The organism is Bartonella sp. CL71SXKL (genome assembly GCF_042194935.1).
In the GTDB taxonomy this organism is placed as follows: Bacteria; Pseudomonadota; Alphaproteobacteria; order Rhizobiales; family Rhizobiaceae; genus Bartonella.
Genome location: NZ_JBHINI010000009.1, coordinates 61089 through 78181 on the forward strand (window position 1 = coordinate 61089; position 17093 = coordinate 78181).

Genomic DNA, 17093 nt, shown 5'->3' on the forward strand with positions numbered 1-17093 from the left:
ATCTCGTTTAGACGTTGCAAAAGAAATCACCAAAGACCTTATTGATAAGATTCTTCTCTTACACGGCGTTATCACTTTTGTTTGCAAAAATCTGCTTCGCTTTTGACTTTTGATATGGATACAACCTCTTTTGAGGTAGAGCAAAGAAATTTTTCATCATGGAGAGTACAACAGTGCTCTTCAAAAATCTTGATTGGTCTGTTGAAAAATTAAAGAGGTAGATAATTATTCAGCACGTTACCAACTACCAGATTGTGAAGTACAAATTCTTTATAATGACGCAATTATCAAAGGTTATCCGCAATTTGATTTTGGAGTTTCGATTACGACTGGTATTTTAGCTGCTGCCTGCGTGGTAATTGATCCCTATCAATTCTCAGCACTTACAAGATCTACAGCTTGATTTTGATAAAAAGGGGTGGAGAGTTTGTGAAGAAGAAATATAATGCAGATTGGTTGGAATTAAGCTTGATTATGTCTTGAAATAGGCGATAGAAAAAATTGATCTTCATACATGCTTTTATTCCAGATATGGAGCACCACCTTGGCGATAGAGTGAAGTTGGAGGCACATAAAGGTTATCAAGGTATATGATGCAGATTATAGCTTACTTCATATTTGTGCACTGTCTTTATTGGGTGATGTTGCAACCTTACAATCTTATTATCAAAGTTTCAGTGCAGAGGATCATTTAGGCTTTGATGAAAATACCCAACAGATTCATCTGAACGTGCATTGGCTTTAGTCAAAGAAGTGGTGAAATCTAAGCAGCTCAGCTACGCTTTAATTAAAAAGTAGCAAAAATATGAGCTATCTAGAAGAAAAACAAAGTTCTTAATAAGGGCCTTTCCAGAGAGGTTGAGTCTCATTCTTGGAAGGAAAAAAATAGCTAAATTTATCGAAACAAAAGATAAGGAATAGCTCCTTAAGAAATATCAAGAAGATCTAAAAAGATTATAGGAGCCAGAGTCTGGTTTAAAGATGCCATCATCAGTTGAGTGAACTCAACAATGGTGGAGTTTTATCCATTGGCGGAAATCTGATGTTTGAAAGAGGCTTTCTTGATATAAAGGTAATATTGTAATAAATAATTATTATAAATCAATATGTTGTATATATTCATTGTTTTTTAGATTAATGACCATTGACAAATAATTTTGCATCATTTTCTCTCTTCCAGCTTTTTGTCAATCATCAATGAAAATTTTTTGTAATGGAAAGTTCATTGATAACATAACTTTTGTATGTTCATTATTTTACGCTTAAAAAAATATAAAAATAATGAAATGCAATTGAGTTATCAACTTCTTATTTTTTTCAATTTTTAATCATAAAAAAATCTTTTTATTCGTTTTGCTTATAAAAAGAATTAGTTTTTTTCTGGTGATACAAGTGGAGAAATAAGGATTTTAGATATGTTTCGGCGTTCCATTTCAATCACTTTAAAGTGTAAACCATCAGTTTCAAAGCTTTCTCCCTCATTTGGTAAATGACCAAACTGCCAAAGCATAAAGCCTGCCAGAGTCGTATAACGATCTGCTTCATCCACAAGGTTACGCCCAAGATAACCACTTAAACGGCGGATATCAGCATATCCCTCAACAAGAAGACTGCCATTTTCAAGTTGTTCTGCGATCATGAGTTCTTCATCGTCATCAGGAAAGTCTCCTGCAATAGCTTCAAGAATATCGGTTGGTGTTGCAATTCCTTCAAAAGATCCATGCTCATCAACAATAATTGCAAGCTGAATCGAAGAATGACGTAATTGCTCCATCAATCGTAAAACACTTGTGTTTTCATGAACAACGAGGGGTTCTCGCATAGCTTTTTTCCAATTAATCTTTTTTCCCTCAGCCAAATTCAAAAGAAGATCTTTTGTCAACGCAACGCCAACAAATTCATCCACTTTTTCACGCGCAAGAATTAAGCGGCTATGTTTAACCTTTTGTAATTCTTCACGCATTTCATTTTCATCAGCATTTAAATCTAACCACTCAATTTCATTACGCGGCGACATGATAGAGCGAACAGGGCGATCAGCTAAATCGAGAACACCACGAATCATCTCCTTTTCTTCTGGTCTAAACAACTCAGATGCTGCGGCCTGTTCAGCAATAACATCTACAGTCTCAGCAAGGTGACTATCTTTGCTTCCTCCTCCTAAGAGCCTCAAAACAGCATCAGCTGTTCTACTGCGTAGATCATTCGTTTTAATCATTTTTTCACGGTTACGACGTCCAATTTGATTAAAAACTTCGATGAGAACAGAAAAACCAATAGCAGCATACAAATACCCTTTTGGAATATGAAAACCAAACCCTTCAACAATGAGAGTAAAACCAATCATCATCAAAAAACCAAGACAAAGGATTACAATAGTGGGATGACGATTAATAAAACGCATAAGAGCACCAGATCCGCACATCATTACTCCCATAGCAGCTATGACTGCGATATACATAACTGCTGCCTGCTCTTTTGCAATCATACCTGTTGCGGTAATAATACTGTCTAGTGAAAAAACGGCATCCAGCACCACGACTTGGACGATTACTTGCCAAAAAACAGCATAACCAAGGCCTGTTTTTCTTTCATGTGATACCCCTTCTAACCTTTCATGTAATTCTAGCGTTCCCTTTGCTAGCAAAAAGGCTCCACCACCGATTAAAATAAAGCTATGCCAACTAAATACAAAAGATGAAAGTGAAAGAATGACCCTATCGAGTCTCATAACCCATCCAATAACTGTAAGAAGGAAAAGCCGCATAATTAATGCTAAAGTAAGACCTATAAAGCGTGCGCGGTCACGCAAATGCAGTGGCAATTTTTCAGCTAAAATTGCAATAAAGATAAGGTTATCTATTCCTAAAACAATTTCGAGAAAAACCAGCGTGATCAAACCAAACCACGCATGGGGATCAGTGATCCATTCCATCATTCCTTACCTTTTATAAGCTTAAAAGCGCGCGATTGACAAAAAAAATTCATAGGCTTTTATTCGTATATTGGATCATGAACATTGTATGTAAGAAAACTTATATTCAAAGAAAAAAACAACACAATATTGCTTGAATGCATGTGATTGCTGATAAAACAAAATGATGCCCCATCCCGCTTACAACCACAAGAAGGTCCCTCTAAATTTTGCTCGGGCATTATGCTCGATAATCCTCTAACTATAGGTTCTGTGTAACAATCAGAACATTTATTTATAAAGCTTCTTATAATGGGTTTATTTTTATATAAGATCAAGTGGTGAATATCATATTTTTAACCTTACAGACAATGAGTTTATATAACAAACAACAAAATATCTGGACATCCATCCTTAGGAGCGTTATAGAAACGCTCATTCTCGTCTTTTGAGAAGCTTATGGGTGATTAGCTCAGTCGGTAGAGCAGCTGACTCTTAATCAGCGGGTCGTGGGTTCGATCCCCTCATCACCCACCATTCTATTTTATACCGTAAATAACTCATTGATTGCGTAAATTTTTTTAAGATACGAGTTTCTAAATAAAATTGGGCAGTAGGATTTCCCCATATCTGTTTGTTTAAAAGTGAAGATTGTTGATATAGCTTAGTCATCGGTTTTTGTACTTTTTAGGGGACTCAAAAAACTTCCAAAGGACATTTAAAGATCTTTTAATGCGTATTGTTTCTTTTTTTAAAGTCGCAATTGGTAAGGAGAAGCTTCTTACCGACAATTATCTTATTTAAAGGGGTATAAAAATCAACAGTTTTCACTTCTTTTAATATAAATTGATTAAATTTTTTTTGGATTTTTAGCATATTGTTTAAAGACAGAAGAAACTTTGCACTTTAGTTGTATTAGCAGCGTGGATATTTTTTGATAACTCTCCCGCTTAAACAAAAAACTTCTGTAATAATCATCAGTATTCCAAGAGGGTAAATCAAGATAAAATAAAGTATTGAGCGGACATAACAGGAATAAAATTAGATCAGTTTAATTGTTTAAAACTAGTACCTGTTAAACGAAAGACAATAGGCTTTAATGAGGCTTCAAGTTTAAAAATATTAAACTATGAAGTTATGCTATGCTGTCTTTCCGTTAGCTTAACCTCTAAAAATATAAATATTAAGAAAGCCGCTCAGAATCATTATAATATATTGATTTATAATGATTAATTATTCTTTTTTTAAACTTTACTATCATAAACTTCTTTTGTTTCAATCCCTCTTATAATGAATCAATTAAAATTATTATTTTTGCATTATAAATGGGATTAACGTGCGGATAAAGACTATTGAAGAAAAGCATAAAAATGATTCTTATTAACGTTCTTAGGCGCCAAAAATTATCACAACATTGGGAAAATAGTATAATGGTGCAGGCTTACTCTTTTATTAAGTATAAAGATGATGTTGCAACAATGACTTTATTATTATACCATTCACGGGTATTGTTGTGTAATGGGGAAGAGCACTGAGAGAGTTTTCTTAAAAAAATATGTAAATTGGTAACACGATGGTGTCCTGTTCTTATATAGGCACACAAAAAGAAGTAATTGATAACCTTTTATTTATTCAGGTGGTGTTTTGGGGGCTCTTTTCCAATATTGTTGCGCTTCAAAAATGGCGACCACAAATAATGAAATGATGAGCGGTATAATCAAATAAAACATTCTAAAGACAATAAGTGCTGCAATAACATCGGTTGGATTTATATTGGGCATGCCTGTGATGAAGAGAGCTTCAAGAACTCCTACTCCTCCTGCTGGAGCATTAGAGAGAAGAGTTATCGTAAAAGATGCTAGGAAAACACCAAGAACAGAGATAAAATGAATATCTGCGTTGTGTGGGAGAACAGCATATATAATTCCTGCTGCTCCTAAAAGTTCTAGAGGGCTAATGAGAAGCTGTTGAATAACAATTTTCAGCCGTGGATAGGAAAGTTGAATTTTCTTACCCAAGCGTAAGGGTTTTAACTGAAGCCAGCTGCCAAACGTATAAAGTGCTATACAGCTGAGTAAAATTGCTCCAGCTGCTGTTCCTAGCCATTCAGGAAGTTCTTTATGAATGAGGGTGATAATTTCGGGTTGCAGCACCAAAACGATTCCCAAAAGTAAGATTGTACCGATTACAAAAGTAAAAGAGCAAAAACCTACTAATATTGCGATTTCTGTTCCGTTTAACCCTTTCATTTTATAGGCGCGATAGCGTACAACGGCACCAGAAAAAACTGAAGCACCGATATTGTGTGAAAGAGCATAGGTTGTAAATGAACATATAGCGATAAAAATCCAAGAAATTTTATGGCCTAGATGTTGCAAGGCAATTCGATCATATCCAGCAAGAGCAGCATAAGCTAGGAGAGAACATAAACAGGCTAATAACCAGTGCTGTGCATTTAAATTGCTCAAGCGCTCCAATACATCCCCAAATGAAATGGCAGAGAGCTTCATGTAAAGAATTCGAATAGATACCAGCATTGCTAAGATACCAATCAATGGCCATATAAATTGCTTTATTTTCACGATTCTGTATCCATTTTATGTTTTCTGTAAATTTTCATGATTGAGCATATTCCTTACAGATCTTCGTTCTGTTATATACTCTATAATGCCATTGGCAATTTCTTCATCATCTGTTACTACAACATCAGCACCTAAATCAATGAGATATGTTGTTTCTGTGTCGGATAATGCATGTGTGATTATTTGGATATCTTTCTTCATATCACGGATATTCACGATACATTCTCCTACTTCAATGGTACTTCGCATTGTAATAACAACTTTATGTGCATTATTTATATTTGCTGCGTTCATTATTTCTTGTTGAATGATATTGCCGCAAATAGCCTCAAAGCCATCTGCAATCGCTTTATCAGAGAGGCGTTTTGATTCTTCTACGATCACTATAGGTTCACCTCTATTTATTAAAGATAATGCAACACACTTACCGATACGACCATAGCCAATAATTACGATATGGTTATTTTTTAAGGTCATCGGTAAAAAATCTTGGTCAGGATCTTGTGGATCAATATCAATAATTGTTTGGGTATTTTGTGAAGATGCAGAATTTTTTTCTAAACGTTTTTTAATTTTATTACAGGCAATGAAAACAAGAGGATTAAGCAAAATAGAAAAAATTGCTCCTCCAAGAATTAAATCATGAGCGTCATTGTTTAAAAGTCCTAAGCTTAAACTTAAACCAGCGAGGATAAAGGAAAATTCTCCGATTTGGGCAAGGCTTGCAGAAATAGTCAAAGCTGTGGCATTAGAATAGCGAAAAGCCTTAACGATGAAAAAGGCAACAGCAGATTTTCCGATTACGATAATGAATAAGGTTGCTAAGAGAGGGAAAAAATGAGTTAAGAGTTTCTCGGGGTCAAATAACATGCCTACAGAAACAAAAAAGAGAACAGAAAAAGCATCGCGCAGTGGTAAAGATTCTTCCGCGGCACGGTGGCTTAATTCTGATTCGCTCATGACCATACCAGCAAAAAAAGCACCAAGAGAAAGGGAAACACCAAATAAATGAGCAGCTCCGAAAGCTACTCCTAATGCAATAGCAAAGACGCTAAGACGAAATAATTCACGTGATCCCGATTGTGCGCTCATTTTTAAAAGCCATGGGATAACGCGTCGCCCAATGACGAGCATAAGTGCAATAAATACAATTACTTTCAGGATGGTGAGACCAAAAATACCCCAAATACTTAAATCCAACCATTGAACAAGAGGATCCAACGCTTCTTTTTTGGTATTGCTGAGAGCACTTGCCAAGGAAGGGATGAGGACAAGTATAAGGACCATTGCTAAATCCTCAATAATCAACCATCCAACGGCAATGCGTCCTTTTTCTGTTTCAATAAGATGACGCTCTTGCAAAGCACGTAGCAGGATAACAGTACTTGCTATGGATAAAGCAAGACCGAAGATCAAACTACCACTGAAGCCCCATCCCATAATCAGACCAAGGCACAAGCCTAGAAAAGTAGAAAATGCCATTTGTGCAATAGCAGCAGGGACAGCAATAGCTTTGACAGATAAAAGGTCTTTTAATGAAAAGTGGAGCCCAACACCAAACATCAGCAAAATAATACCAATTTCAGCAAGTTGATTAATGATGACGGAATCTATTTTAAATCCGCCTGTATTGGGTCCCACAATAACACCAGCTAACAAATAGCCTACAAGTGGTGAAATACGTAAACGGCTCGCAATCATTCCCAAGAGAAATGCTAAACATAAGCCTGCAACAATAGTTGTGATAAGTGGTGTGTCGTGGAGCATGGATTATTTACTATTCTTGATCAAAAAGCGAATGAATGAAAACGACTATATTTCTATGAGAAGAGAGGCGAGATGTACCATACGCATTAAAGGGCATTTTTATTTCACTTTGATATTTGCACGATTATTTCGCTCACGCCACCAATTTCCTAGCAGGAGTAAAATAGGAGCAGCAATAAAGATAGAGGATGATGTTGCAATAATAATCCCAAAGACCATGGGTAATGCAAAATTATGAACAGCACTTCCACCCCATATCGCCATGGGGAGCATCGCAAGAATTGTTGTAGCTGATGTAAAAAAACAACGTACAAGAACCTGATTAATTGACAGATCAATCAGCTCGCGCAACGGCATTTTTTTATAAAGACGCATATTTTCGCGCATCCTATCATAGACGACAACTTTATCATTTATAGAATATCCAACAATTGTTAAGAGCGCAGCGATAGCCGTTAAATTAAAATCAAATTGAAATAAAGCAAAAAAGCCAATCATTTTTGTGGTGTCTAGAATGAGAGTGATAATTGCTCCAACTGCAAAGAACCACTCGAAGCGTAACCATATATAGAGAGACATGGCAATAGCCGCAAGAATAACAGCAGTAAAAGCAGCTGTGGCAAGCTCGCCTGAAATTTTGGGACCCACAACTTCTATTTGATCGAATGTGGTATCGGGATAGATATTTTGTACAGCTGTTTTAACCTTATCAATGGCGATGGTTTGTTGTGCTTCGCTACCGCTTTGTTTCTGCATGCGAATTAATACGGTGTTTTCGTTATCAATATTTTGCAAGGAAACTTCACCAACATTAAGAGTAGAAAGCTTGGAACGCAGAGTTGCTAGATCTGCTGGTGCTTTCGTGGTAATACTCATTTGGCTTCCGCCAATGAAATCAATACCAAAATTCAATCCAGGCTTAAAAAAGAGAAAAACTGAAGCCATTGATAAAACAATTGAGACGCCAATACCAATGAAGCGTGCTTTCATAAAGTGGAAAGTTGTGTTTTGTGGCATGATGTTGAAAGCAGAGTGAATATGCAACTTTTTAATTTTCCATTTACGAACGATCCAAATCATGATGATGCGTACAATGGTGATATTTGTAAACATGGAGATGATAATACCAAGCAACATTGTTACGGCAAAACCACGAACGGGACCGGTGCCGAACCAAAATAGTAAGACAGTCGCTATAATTGCCGTAACATTTGCATCAACAATGGTTGCAAAAGCGTGTTTAAATCCACGATCTAGGGCTGCAAAAGCACCCACACCTTTTCGACTTTCTTCACGGATACGTTCATTGATAAGGATATTAGCATCAACAGCAATACCGATGCCTAAAATAATACCAGCAATACCAGGCAGCGTAAGCGTAGCTCCCAAAAGACTCAGTGCAGCAAATGTTAAAATCGTGTGCAGAGCTAGTGCTATATTGGCAATTAATCCCCAAATACGGTAGAGAAGAAAAATAAAAATTGCAACAAGAATAAAGCCAATTATGCCGGTGTAAAGTCCCATTTGGATGGCATCAGCACCAAGATTTGGGCCTACGGTTCTCTCTTCAATGACCGTGAGTGGTGCGGGGAGGGAACCAGCACGAAGCAGAGCAGCCAGAGTTGAGGCTTCTTTGGGGTCAAAGTTTCCTGTAATTTGACCTTGTCCATTGGGAATGACACTATTGATGGTCGGAGCGGTTAAAACCTTATTATCCAGAACAATGGCAAAAGGACGGTTAATATTTTGTCGTGTTATATCGGCAAATATTTTTGCGCCAGCGGAATCTAGAGTAAATGAAATAATGGAACGTCCTGGTATTTGGGGGTCAAAACCTGCACGGGCATCTTTCAGGACATTTCCATCTAAAGCAATTTGATCATAAATTGCATAATGTTGTGTTGCATCAGTGTATCCAGGGAGAATAGAAACACCTATAGGGGGATTATTGGGATCCACATTAGAAGGAACAAGATGAAAACTCATCTTAGCGGTTGTTCCTAAAAGATCACGCAGTTGTTTTGGATCTTGTAGGCCAGGCAATTGGACCATAATACGATCATTTCCAACCTTTTGGATGGCTGGTTCTGAAACACCAACTTGATCTATACGACGACGGATGATTTCTAAGCTTTGTTCAATAGCATTGCTTACACGGTCTTTTATACCAGCTTCCGTTAATGTGACGCGGAGAGTTTCATTTTGAGCACTGATCGTGATGTTATGTTCTGTTGTGCCAAAGCTACTGTGTATGGGGGTTATTAATGTTTTCAAAGCAGAGAGTGCTTTTTCAGTTTGCGATGGGTCAGAAATAAGGGCAATAACGCTATCTTCAACGATACGCACACTTGAGGTGCGGATTTGTTTTTCACGCAATACATTGCGCACATTGCTTAAAACTATATGTAACTGATCGCGTTTTAACGTTTTGCTATCAACCTCGAGCAGGAGAGAAGAGCCTCCTTGAAGGTCAAGACCAAGTGCTACACGGGTGTCGGGTAAGAATTTCGAGTTTTTAACTTGTTCGTGTGAAAATAAATTGGGTAAGGCAACATAAATGCTGCTTAAAAGAATAAAACAATAAAGGGTAGTTAACCAACCAGGTGTACGCATGATATATTCCGCTAATAGGCAATCTAACAGTTATTCAAAGTTAAAAGCACAAGTAAAATAAGATGATCGTTTTTATAATTCAAGGAAGAGAATTAAGTATGTTCATTGGGAGGAGCGCGTTTATTTGAGAAATATTGCGTTTTAACGTTACGAAATTGTGTGTCAACAGCTGGAATCTTTATTAAAAAGAAATCCAATGTTAGGATTCTTTGAACGGTTCTCATAAAAATAGATTCTGCATGGGGTGTTACAAGTTTTTTGTTTTCAGTTGTGGTAGCATTCAACTGATCACACTTATTTTGTAAATCAAATCTATTCGTTTTAATGATATTATTGGTGTGTGATTGTTTGATTAAGTAAGCACGCGTTCCTAAGGTACTCGTCAAGAATACACCTAAACTGGATAGAAAAATCCAGGTTGTCAAAGGAAGAAAATCTTCTTTTTTGCAATAAAGGTGCAAAAAAAACATGCTAGAGTGCCTTCGTTAATCTTATTGAGTTCATATTATTTATCATTCTTTTATCTTATTATCAGTATTATAGGATAAGGGAAAGCTTTTATAAGATTATTCTATAAAAGTTGAAAATAGCTGCTTTATACCATATTTAAAAGAGAGGAATAAAATCCTTTTTGTGCTTGTAAGGTAGATATGTATTCATTTTGTAGAAAAAATATCCACATACTTTTCCTTCTTTTGGGGATTATCTTTGTATTTAATTCTGGTGCATGGGGGAATCGGGGGGCACAAAGTACAATTGTCGAACAAACGATAGCTTCTTATTCAGTTGATGAAATTATTCAACAACAACTGTTGATTATTGAGACTCTTGAAGAAAATACTGAAACTTTAAAAAGAGATTTTGACAGAAAGCCAGAAGATGAGCGTGCTTTAGAAGAATTGCGGTTACGTGCACAAGATATCAGTGAACGTGCTATTGAGGCAGCATTTGTTTTGCGTCCTCCTCTTAATGAGATTAATACACTTCTTGATCAATTAACGGAGCTCCATCGTGACGTGAAAAAACTGAAAAGCTCAGTGAAGGAATATTCTTACTTGATAGAGCAAAAAGCTAAAATTAACAGTATCATGCTTCGTTTTGAAGCAATTTTCTTAGCAGCAAATAGAATAGCTGAACTTTCTATTTCTCAATCTCGGGAGCTTTTTAAACGCACGCTTACGTATAGGCTTGAGTTTTCGATTCCGATGGTTAAAAATCTCGCCCAAAAAACAAAAGAGGCTTCATCAGATTTTCTTTTGTTGTTAGATTCTTGGTGGAATTTTATATTTTATTTCAAGTTTTTACAACTATTTCTTTGCTTTTTAATTCCACTTTTTATTACTTTGGGTCTTTCGTATTTTTCTCAAAAAGTTCTTGTTCATGTGTATTGCCACTTTACGAAGTCTAATGAGGAAATATCTTATTTACAACGCTTATTGATTGCCTTTATTTCAGTTCTCTTACCTTCACTTGTATGTATTCTTTGCGTTTATCTTGTGTTGTTTTTGTTTCGTAGTTTTAACTTAGATCTAGGTAAGCTTACAACAGTTTTTGATATGATAGGTTGTCAAATTATTTTAGTATTTTTAATCAATCGCTTAGCGATTGTTCTTTTATCATCGAATATGCCCCATGTGCGTCTTCTCAGTATTGCACCATCATCTGCTTATCAATTAGTGATTTTACTCACTTCTTTAGGGGGTGTTTTGGCATTTGACGCTGTTCTTGATAGTATTTATGAAATCATTTCAGCGCCTCTATCTTTGACAATTGCTAAAAGTTTTATTGCTGTTTTTCTTGTAGCAATATTGCTGTTTATAATATCATTTGTACCTTTGCGGTTTAGACGTAGGCGTTTTCAAGGAGAAAAAAAAGAGCCATACTTTTGTCCATTTTACATACGCATTCCTCTTATTGGCTTGGGATTACTGCTCTTTGTGTTGAATTTTTTAGGTTATGTTGGTCTTGCGCGTTTTATTATGCAGCAAATTATGATTGATGGAGCATTTTTAGTTCTCATGTATTTAGGAATACAAAGCGCTCAAGCACTTGGAACTAAAGACCAATTTATGAAAACAACGGTTGGTCACCTTTTGATGCAGAGGTTTCATTTAGAAGAAAAAACGATGAATCAATTGGGAGTTTTTGTGAGCGTTTTTCTCAATTTATTTGTTGTTATATTTTGTGCAATACCAATTGCTGTACAGTTTGGATTTTCCTATTCTGATTTAAAAGCAGTTTTGTGGCAATCGGTGACCGGTTTTCAGATTGGAAATATTACTCTTTCTTTGATTTCTCTTGTAACAGGAATGATTTCTTTTTGTGTTTGCTGGTTTCTTATTCGCCGATTTATTGGTTGGTTAGATAGTGTGGTGTTGGTTCATGGAGAGTTCGATTCTGGTATACGTAATTCTATCAAAACAGTGATAAGTTATGGAGGCATTGTTGTATCTGCTTTGACGGGATTATCAATGGCAGGTTTGGATCTTAGAAATTTCGCTCTTATTGCTGGAGGACTTTCACTGGGTATAGGTTTTGGTTTACAGAATATTGTCCAAAACTTTGTCTCTGGACTTATTATTTTAGTTGGAAGACCATTTAAAATAGGAGACTATATAGAATCTGGATCAGTAGCTGGTATTGTTAAGCGTATTAGTGTGCGTGCAACGGAACTTGAGACTATTCAGCGTAAGACGATTATTATTCCCAATTCAAGCCTTATTAATAATAATGTTAGTAATTGGACACGACGCAATAAAGTAGGACGAATTGATATACCAGTTATTGTATCATCTAAGGTTACTCCAGAGCATGTTGTTGAAATTTTGTTAGAGATTGCTTCTTCGACAGAAGGCGTTTTAAAAAATCCTATCCCACAGGTGAGTTTTACGGCATTTGATCGTAAGAGTTTTTCCTTTAATTTAGCTATTTATGTGCCTAATATTATTTCACCTTCTCATATAACCAACGCTCTTCGATTTAGCCTATATAAGCGTTTTGCTGAGGAAGGAATCTTAGAATGCTGAAATATACTTATGTTTTGATTACAGTTATTCTGTTAAGTATTTTTACCATAACAGCTTTTGCTGCAACAGTGAAGAATACTGATTTAAAGATACAATCTCTCATTGTTGTTGAAGGAAGTATACCTTCAAAAATTTCTTTAAATACTCATCAAACAATTACAATTTGTATGAAGGGATGTTTTATAACTTTTCCTAATAAAGACCGTTTTGCAATAAAGGCAGATGATAATATAGAAATCAATAGGGGAAGAGCAATTTTTAAATAAAATAATTGAGAATTTTTGTTTGGGGACAAGATTTAGAAGGATAATGATATTGTGCGTAATTAATAATCTCATCCTTTAGAAAATGGTAGAAAAAAGGTATGATTTTAGTATAAAATAGGTGTGATTTTTTATACTATGTAGAATCTACAGTTATGCATTTTTGATGTAAGATTATTGAGGTATTTATAATATTTTTAATGGATATCAATTTTCTAAAAATTATTACATCATTTTTAGAATTTTTTCTCATAAAAAATGCATAAAATGTACTATTTTGTGATTTTTTTGCAGTATTATTGGTACAAAATGTTTTATATTTTTTCCTTTTAAAAATATAATAGGTTTTTTTATTAAATATTTATTATTTGAAGTATTGATTATTATAATATTTTAAAATTTATTTGATAATATTAAATTTTGATGTAATGATATATTAGTATAGTGATAGATTTAAATGTAACTATAAAGGAGTACATGCGATTTTGCGGCATAAGATTTTATAAAACTTTGTTTTTCTAAATGTGATTTTTGATTATATTTAAATTTAGCAATGGGGTATAATTTTATGAATACAAAATTTATAACAGCATCTGTTTTTTCTTTGATTTCACCTTCTATAGTACAGGCTGCAGATGTGGTGACTCACGAAGAGCCAGTACATGTTGCCTCAGAAGTTGTTGCTTCTTCACCTTTTTCTTGGGCAGGTTTTTATTTTGGGGGGCAAGTTGGGGGCTTTTCAAGTAAAATTTCTGCAATAACGCCTCATGTTGATATTCCTCTCCATCATACTGAGGAGAGTAAAAGTAAACCATGGATCCCCATCGAGAAACAGTATCTGCCCGATCTTTCTGGATTTATAGGTGGTTTTTATGCGGGTGTTAATTTTGATCTCGGTAATAATTTTATTATGGGGATTGATACGGATATCGTTTTAACGGAAAAAAAGGATACAAAAACAAAATTTCAGGCTGATGAATCGAGTGCTGGTGGGACTGATACTGATGGAAAGGACACTGAAGGATTGGGTACTAAAGAATCGGGTAGTGATACTGATGCAAGTACAGAAAAAAAAAGTCAAAAAAGGGCAAAACTTGTCAGGAGACAGGGTAGAGGCTTTTCTCGTTCTGCTACAGAGGCTAAAGAAGAGAAAGACAGTTTAACTTTTAATCATACGTTAAAACAAAAATGGACAGGTGCTACACGGGTGCGTGTTGGGTTTTCTGCAGGGCGTGTGATGCCTTATATTGCTGGTGGTGTTTCTTATGGACAGTTTCAAGATATTTTGTCGACAGTAATTACGGGAAGTGAGCCATTTAATAGGACATCGGATGTAACAAAAACGATGATGGGTTATACTCTCGGTGGTGGTGTTGATTTTGCAATGACAGACCATTTTGTTGTGCGTGCGGAATACCGTTACTCAGATTTTGGTAAAAAGAAATTTAAAGACGAGATTGAAGTTAAGTATAAGACGAATGATTTTCGCGCAGGAATAGCTTACAAATTCTAGTTTTGTAGGATAAAGGAGCTTAAATTTAAGAGGTCCTATTTCTTTGATAGGGCCTTTATTTTTTAATTTTATGCATTGCAAATACTATTTTATGGTGAAAAAAGGGAGCTTTGACTTTGAGTGAGAATGAGGAGGTAAGGAAGAGTTACTCAGATTCTTAATTGTTAAGAATGAAAAATTTTTAGTTCACGAGGTGTGGTTGAAATATTTGTTAGCAAAGAAGGATTAATTCGTCTTTCATATTATTACAGTTATCATTTTATAATATCGTTATAGAGTTACAAACAGTAAATTTAAAGAGAGTTTTTACTATCTAAGTAATGAGAAAATAAAGAAAATTCACATAGAGCGATGCGGGCGGCGTGCACGTTTGTGCACCAATTTTTTCTTCCCTTAGAACTCTCTACAATATCATCTGATAGCGCGGTTTATCTTTGTTCTATTTAATAACTAATTGTTTTTATTTATTTATTAAATTGCCTTTTATATATAATCTTTGTACCAGATGAAAGTGCTCTAAGTGCGATTCAAAAGATGGTTTTTAAAAGGTGGTTCGAAGAACAAGAACACGTGATAGACTGTCTGTCTTATCTGTATCTATCTAAAGGCAAATATGCTGACAAAGCTGGTTTATGGCTTATCAAAACTACACCAGATCAAGGATGATAGTTTTTTAGATTTTACCTCAATAAAAGACGACGAGAAATGGGATTAGGCTCTTGTAGCAAGATACCTTTAAAAGAAGCATGGTTCAAAACTTCAGCTTGTTGTGATCTTTTGGATCAAGGAATTGACCCAATTTGCCGAAAACAAAAAGAAAATTTGCGTCGGGCAGGGGTGGTATTTCTTTACGAGAAATTGCCTCCAGTGCGTTTTAAGCAAAAAAACGAATTGAAAAATGAAGGAAAAGCAGCAAGGTGGCTAATACCTCTTGAGTAACATGTTTTTCCTAAATTTGATGATACGCCAATTACTGAACTGACGCAAATTGATATAAAAGGATGCATTTCTCCCATTTGGAAGACAAAAAACGAAACAGCAAGTAAAACTCTATCCCACTTGAATATAGCTATAAAACATGCGGCGGCACTTGGTATAGATGTGGATATGCAATTAAAAGCAAAAGCTTTATTAGAAAAGTTTATTCAAAATACCAAAAATATCCAGCAATGCCATGGAAAAAATGCCTAAGTTTTTTCAATCTTAAAATGATGAGCTTGTATCAAATCTAGCCTTAACACTTCTTATTTTGACGGGGGGAGGGCGTTCTATTCCAATCAGGCATATTCGGTCAGAAGAGATTTATAGATCAATATGGATTATCCCAAAAGAAAATATGAAGAGAATTGTTGGAAAGGTTTCTGACTTTCATGTGCCGCTTACAGCTGAAGCGCTTGCTGTTATTGAAAAAGCAAAAAAATGTTTTTTTATTTGCTGAGAGTTCTGGAAAGCCTATATCGGATGTAGCACTTTCTAACTTCATGAAAGACAAAGGTTTTGATTATAGACTTCATGGTTTCAGATCGATTCTGCGGGACTGGATAGCAGAGACAACGTCAACATCATTTGAAATTGCAGAATCTGTTCTTGCGTATTCAGTTGAGAAGTCAGTGACAAAGGCTTACATGCGGACGGATTTTTTAGAACAGCGCCGTGTCCCCTTAGAACAATGGGCGTCTTTTATATCAGGAGAGGCTTGATAATATGTCTATTATCAAGTCAGGTGTCTAAGAAACACTTAAGCGATTAGCGGATAGATTACGATATAATCTCTCATTCCTTGTGTTAAAAGCGGGGAAGGGTAAAGCTTTCAGTTTTTGGTTAGTCACTGTTTTAAACGTGCACAGACATTGTCTATCACATCCATAAGACGAGCAAAATCAAGGATAAGCAAAAAGAGGATGAATACAATCCATTTTGTATAACGTGACATCACTTTTACACTTTTGTAGGTCATGATGATTTCTTGAAGGATTTCTTTTTCTGCTTCTGTAATTTCTATATCGTCTTGTGTTTTTTTTCTAACCATGTTTCCAACCACACAAGCGTTCACCTAGATTATTGTGCTTTAAGATCTCTCTGGCTAAGTTTAAACTGAAGGCGTTCAGATCTTGCTGGCTTAAATAAATTGGCAACCAGCCAACACAAGAAGAAACATATTTATTTGTCGCGCAACCAATCAGAGAGAGCAGTACGCACATCAGCATCACTTTTTTGATTAATTTCATTTTCTACCTCAAGACGGGTTGTGGCTGCTTTTAAAGCTTTTTCTGTTTGCTTTTGTTGCTCTGCTTTTTTCCCAAGATTAAAAGCTCTTGCTAAAATCATAAAAAAAGCGGCTAAAGCCGCGCCTGTTAGCATCAGATTTCTTTTCATCCATAAGATCATAGACGATGCTCCTGAAAGCGTTTAGCA

General features: G+C 35.5%; 13 protein-coding genes and 1 tRNA gene. 7 read left to right on the forward strand and 7 right to left on the reverse strand.

Features of this window, described 5'->3' with window-relative positions; translation table 11 throughout:
- Window positions 1–616: 616 nt before the first annotated feature.
- Window positions 617–745 carry a hypothetical protein gene (locus tag ACFILA_RS06270; protein WP_375645321.1) on the forward strand — a complete coding sequence of 43 codons (129 nt, stop codon included), beginning with the start codon at window positions 617–619 and terminating at the stop codon, window positions 743–745.
- Between the two features lie 624 nt (window positions 746–1369).
- Here ACFILA_RS06270 and ACFILA_RS06275 read toward each other — a convergent pair.
- Window positions 1370–2938 carry a TerC family protein gene (locus tag ACFILA_RS06275; RefSeq protein WP_273790694.1) on the reverse strand — a complete coding sequence of 523 codons (1569 nt, stop codon included), beginning with the start codon at window positions 2936–2938 and terminating at the stop codon, window positions 1370–1372.
- A 437-nt stretch (window positions 2939–3375) separates the two neighbouring features.
- On the opposite strand from ACFILA_RS06275, the gene ACFILA_RS06280 reads away from it, so the two are divergent.
- Window positions 3376–3451 (forward strand) — tRNA-Lys (locus ACFILA_RS06280).
- A 1091-nt stretch (window positions 3452–4542) separates the two neighbouring features.
- Here the strand turns inward: ACFILA_RS06280 and ACFILA_RS06285 are convergent.
- The 4 genes from ACFILA_RS06285 to ACFILA_RS06300 all read right to left on the reverse strand — a co-directional run bounded on the left by ACFILA_RS06285 (window position 4543) and on the right by ACFILA_RS06300 (window position 10346).
- Complete coding sequence (locus ACFILA_RS06285) at window positions 4543–5496, reverse strand: YbhN family protein (protein WP_273790695.1); 954 nt, start codon at window positions 5494–5496, stop codon at window positions 4543–4545.
- 15 nt (window positions 5497–5511) lie between these two features.
- Complete coding sequence (gene ybaL, locus ACFILA_RS06290; RefSeq protein WP_375631222.1) at window positions 5512–7263, reverse strand: YbaL family putative K(+) efflux transporter; 1752 nt, start codon at window positions 7261–7263, stop codon at window positions 5512–5514.
- 99 nt (window positions 7264–7362) lie between these two features.
- The gene (gene secD / locus ACFILA_RS06295; RefSeq protein ID WP_273790697.1) at window positions 7363–9876 is read right to left on the reverse strand and encodes a protein translocase subunit SecD; all 2514 of its coding nucleotides are present in this window, start codon (window positions 9874–9876) and stop codon (window positions 7363–7365) included.
- 92 nt (window positions 9877–9968) lie between these two features.
- Window positions 9969–10346, reverse strand: a complete 378-nt coding sequence (locus ACFILA_RS06300; protein WP_375660840.1) for a hypothetical protein — start codon at window positions 10344–10346, stop codon at window positions 9969–9971.
- A gap of 180 nt (window positions 10347–10526) precedes the next feature.
- On the opposite strand from ACFILA_RS06300, the gene ACFILA_RS06305 reads away from it, so the two are divergent.
- The 5 genes from ACFILA_RS06305 to ACFILA_RS06325 all read left to right on the forward strand — a co-directional run bounded on the left by ACFILA_RS06305 (window position 10527) and on the right by ACFILA_RS06325 (window position 16378).
- A complete protein-coding gene (locus tag ACFILA_RS06305; RefSeq protein WP_375660841.1) occupies window positions 10527–12902 on the forward strand; it encodes a mechanosensitive ion channel domain-containing protein in 2376 nt (791 codons plus the stop codon).
- Window positions 12896–13168 carry a hypothetical protein gene (locus ACFILA_RS06310; protein WP_273790700.1) on the forward strand — a complete coding sequence of 91 codons (273 nt, stop codon included), beginning with the start codon at window positions 12896–12898 and terminating at the stop codon, window positions 13166–13168. Before ACFILA_RS06305 ends, ACFILA_RS06310 begins: the two co-directional genes overlap by 7 nt.
- 565 nt (window positions 13169–13733) lie before the next feature.
- The gene (locus ACFILA_RS06315; RefSeq protein WP_375660842.1) at window positions 13734–14678 is read left to right on the forward strand and encodes an outer membrane protein; all 945 of its coding nucleotides are present in this window, start codon (window positions 13734–13736) and stop codon (window positions 14676–14678) included.
- A gap of 1059 nt (window positions 14679–15737) precedes the next feature.
- Window positions 15738–15869 carry a hypothetical protein gene (locus ACFILA_RS06320; protein WP_375660843.1) on the forward strand — a complete coding sequence of 44 codons (132 nt, stop codon included), beginning with the start codon at window positions 15738–15740 and terminating at the stop codon, window positions 15867–15869.
- A 179-nt stretch (window positions 15870–16048) separates the two neighbouring features.
- Window positions 16049–16378 (forward strand): hypothetical protein, encoded by a 330-nt coding sequence (locus tag ACFILA_RS06325; protein WP_342753367.1) that lies wholly within the window; start codon window positions 16049–16051, stop codon window positions 16376–16378.
- Window positions 16379–16503: 125 nt separating this feature from the next.
- On the opposite strand, the gene ACFILA_RS06330 is transcribed toward ACFILA_RS06325, so the two are convergent.
- Both ACFILA_RS06330 and ACFILA_RS06335 read right to left on the reverse strand, forming a co-directional pair.
- Window positions 16504–16707 (reverse strand): hypothetical protein, encoded by a 204-nt coding sequence (locus ACFILA_RS06330; protein WP_273790702.1) that lies wholly within the window; start codon window positions 16705–16707, stop codon window positions 16504–16506.
- A gap of 131 nt (window positions 16708–16838) precedes the next feature.
- Window positions 16839–17066, reverse strand: a complete 228-nt coding sequence (locus tag ACFILA_RS06335) for a hypothetical protein (RefSeq protein ID WP_375659773.1) — start codon at window positions 17064–17066, stop codon at window positions 16839–16841.
- Between the last annotated feature and the right edge of the window lie 27 nt (window positions 17067–17093).